Annotated in this window: 3 protein-coding genes; 1 reads left to right on the top strand and 2 read right to left on the bottom strand. The window is 65.6% G+C overall.

Annotation, left to right across the window (positions count from 1 at the left end; all coding sequences use genetic code 11):
- Positions 1–493: 493 nt before the first annotated feature.
- On the top strand, positions 494–2,128 hold the full coding sequence (groL, locus tag Y705_RS0106055; RefSeq protein WP_026532210.1) for a chaperonin GroEL: 1,635 nt from the start codon (positions 494–496) through the stop codon (positions 2,126–2,128).
- Between the two features lie 82 nt (positions 2,129–2,210).
- On the opposite strand, the gene Y705_RS0106050 is transcribed toward groL, so the two are convergent.
- Both Y705_RS0106050 and Y705_RS23035 read right to left on the bottom strand, forming a co-directional pair.
- Complete coding sequence (locus Y705_RS0106050) at positions 2,211–2,501, bottom strand: WXG100 family type VII secretion target (RefSeq protein ID WP_026532209.1); 291 nt, start codon at positions 2,499–2,501, stop codon at positions 2,211–2,213.
- A gap of 102 nt (positions 2,502–2,603) precedes the next feature.
- A partial coding sequence (locus tag Y705_RS23035; RefSeq protein ID WP_253908512.1) for a sensor histidine kinase occupies positions 2,604–3,045 on the bottom strand: 442 nt, incomplete at its 5' end.

Here is a 3,045-nt window from a genome sequence, read left to right as displayed (position 1 = left end):
CCCATCCGAGCCGGGCCGGCTGGAACCGGACGGGTACGGAGCGGAATGGCCCCCGGCGTCCGGTGATGCGCCGGGTCCGGGCTGGTTCTTCCCGTCCGGCTCCGGGAAGGGATCCGGTTGGTGCTCTGGGTTCGTCGACACTGCTCTCCTCTTATTGTCCTGTCCTACCCCAACCTATGCCGCCTTTCTGCCGCCCGCCATCGGGTAGGTCCCTGTCTTTTGCCGCGGCGGCTCAGGGATGGCCCGGGGGCGGCACTACCGGGAACCCGGCTTGCACTCGCCCTGCCGGAGTGCTAATTATTGAGTTAGCACTCGGGCCGGTTGACTGCTAAGCAGCGGGTACCGGGTGAAGCATGCAGACCTCTGTGGTGAGGGTGAATGCCGGGACGTAAAGAGATCGTTTCCGGCCGAGCCTGTCCGTCGCGGGCATCGCAGATCGGTAGGCATTCGTATGCTGACATGCACAATTGTCCCCGAAAGGACCTAAGCCGTTATGGCCAAGATCATTTCTTTTGATGAAGAGGCCCGCCGCGGCCTCGAGCGTGGATTGAACATCCTCGCTGACGCCGTCAAGGTAACGCTCGGCCCACGTGGCCGCAACGTCGTCCTTGAGAAAAAGTGGGGCGCCCCCACGATCACCAACGACGGCGTCTCCATCGCCAAGGAGATCGAACTCGACGACCCGTTCGAGAAGATCGGCGCCGAGCTGGTCAAGGAAGTTGCGAAGAAGACCGACGATGTGGCCGGCGACGGCACCACGACCGCCACGGTCCTTGCACAGGCCCTCGTGAAGGAAGGCCTCCGCAACGTCGCCGCCGGCGCCGACCCCCTGAGCCTCAAGCGCGGTATCGAGAAGGCAGTTGCTGCCGTCACCGAGGAACTTCTGGCTTCCGCCAAGGAAATCGAAACCAAGGAAGAAATCGCGGCCACGGCTTCTATTTCCGCCGGCGACACGCAGATCGGTGACCTCATCGCCGAAGCGCTCGACAAGGTGGGCAAGGAAGGCGTCATCACCGTCGAGGAGTCCAACACTTTCGGCCTCGAGCTCGAGCTGACCGAAGGTATGCGCTTCGACAAGGGCTACATCTCCGGCTACTTCGTCACCGACGCAGAGCGCCAGGAGACGGTGCTCGAGGATCCCTACATCCTGATCGTCAACTCGAAGATCTCGAACGTCAAGGACCTCGTTGCCGTCCTCGAGAAGATCATGCAGTCCGGCAAGCCGCTGCTGATCATCGCCGAAGACGTCGAGGGCGAGGCCCTGGCCACGCTCGTCGTGAACAAGATCCGCGGCACCTTCAAGTCCGTTGCCGTCAAGGCTCCCGGCTTCGGTGACCGCCGCAAGGCCCAGCTGGCCGACATCGCCATCCTCACCGGTGGCCAGGTCATCGCCGAGGAAGTCGGCCTCAAGCTCGAGAACGCCACGCTCGACCTGCTCGGCACCGCCCGCAAGGTGGTTGTCACCAAGGACGAAACCACGATCGTCGAAGGTGCCGGCGACGCCGACGCCATCGCCGGCCGTGTGGCCCAGATCCGTGCCGAGATCGACAACTCCGACTCGGACTACGACCGCGAGAAACTGCAGGAGCGCCTGGCCAAGCTGGCCGGCGGCGTTGCAGTCATCAAGGCCGGAGCCGCGACGGAGGTTGAGCTCAAGGAGCGCAAGCACCGCATTGAGGACGCAGTGCGTAACGCCAAGGCAGCCGTCGAAGAGGGCATCGTTGCCGGTGGCGGCGTGGCACTGATCCAGGCCGGGGCCAAGGCATTCGCCAGGCTCGAGCTGACCGGTGACGAGGCAACCGGAGCGAACATCGTCCGCGTCGCCATCGACGCCCCCCTGAAGCAGATCGCCTTCAACGCCGGTCTCGAGCCAGGCGTCGTGGTGGACAAGGTTCGCGGGCTGCCTGCAGGCCACGGCCTCAACGCTGCAACCGGTGTCTACGAGGACCTGCTGGCGGCAGGCGTCAACGACCCCGTCAAGGTAACGCGCTCTGCTCTGCAGAACGCAGCCTCCATTGCAGGGCTGTTCCTGACCACCGAAGCCGTTGTGGCGGACAAGCCCGAGAAGGCTGCTGCCGGCGGCGGCGGCGATGACATGGGTGGAATGGGCGGAATGGGCGGTTTCTAGCCCCTCTCCCCAGCCGTTCTGCGCTGATCTGACGAAGGCGGTACCCCGCAACCGCGGGGTGCCGCCTTCGTCGTATCAGGATTCAGCGAAGGAACAGCCTCGCGTTGCCCAGTTCTGCCTCCGCATACTGGGCTGTGGCGACGACCAGGGCTTCATTGATCCCCACCAGGGATTCCTCCACCTGCGCCTGGGTGCCGCGCCACTGCGTGATGAGCTGTTGGAAGTTCGCAGAGGCCTGGCCGCCCCACAACGCCTCGAGTTCGCGAAGTCCCGCCTGCATGCTGTTCACTTCGGCCTGCAGGCGGAGGATCGTACCCTGGACCTGGCTGCTCTTCGCCGCCAGGGTGTCGGTGTCTACTGTGAAGAATGCCATGGGTCCGCTCCCGGTTCGATGAGGAAATGCCTTGTCATCCGACGGTAGGCGGCAGGGTGGCGCGGCAGGGGACCCAGCGGGAGGATGTGGACAAATAGGCGCTTACTCGTCGGCTGGAGAGGAGTCCGGCGCCGTCGAGGGCTGGTCGTCCGCGTGCGGAAAGCGCACCGACAGCGTGGCCCCGCCGCCCGGGGTCTCCTCGAGCCGCACCGTGCCGTCATGCTGGGCGACAAGCGCCGCGACGATCGCCAGGCCGAGGCCGGTACCGCCGGTCTCCCTGTGGCGGGATGAGTCCGCACGGTAGAAGCGCTCGAAGACGCGGGCGGCGTCCTCCTCCGAGATCCCCGGCCCATGGTCCCGCACTTCGAGCACCGAGTTGCTGTGACCGGACAGCACCGGTGCCACGCCGACCGCGATCTCGATGGGCGTGCCGTCGGGGGTGTACCTCAGCGCGTTGGTGATCAGGTTCGCGACGACCTGCCGGATCCGGGACTCATCCCCGATGGTCGGGGCGGCTTGGGGCCTGCCGCCGTCGAGCCCGACG

The organism is Arthrobacter sp. H41, from assembly GCF_000520535.1.
Classification (GTDB): domain Bacteria; phylum Actinomycetota; class Actinomycetes; order Actinomycetales; family Micrococcaceae; genus Arthrobacter_D.
The sequence above is the reverse complement of the archived record's forward strand: the minus strand, read 5'-3'. Positions and strand labels throughout refer to the sequence as shown.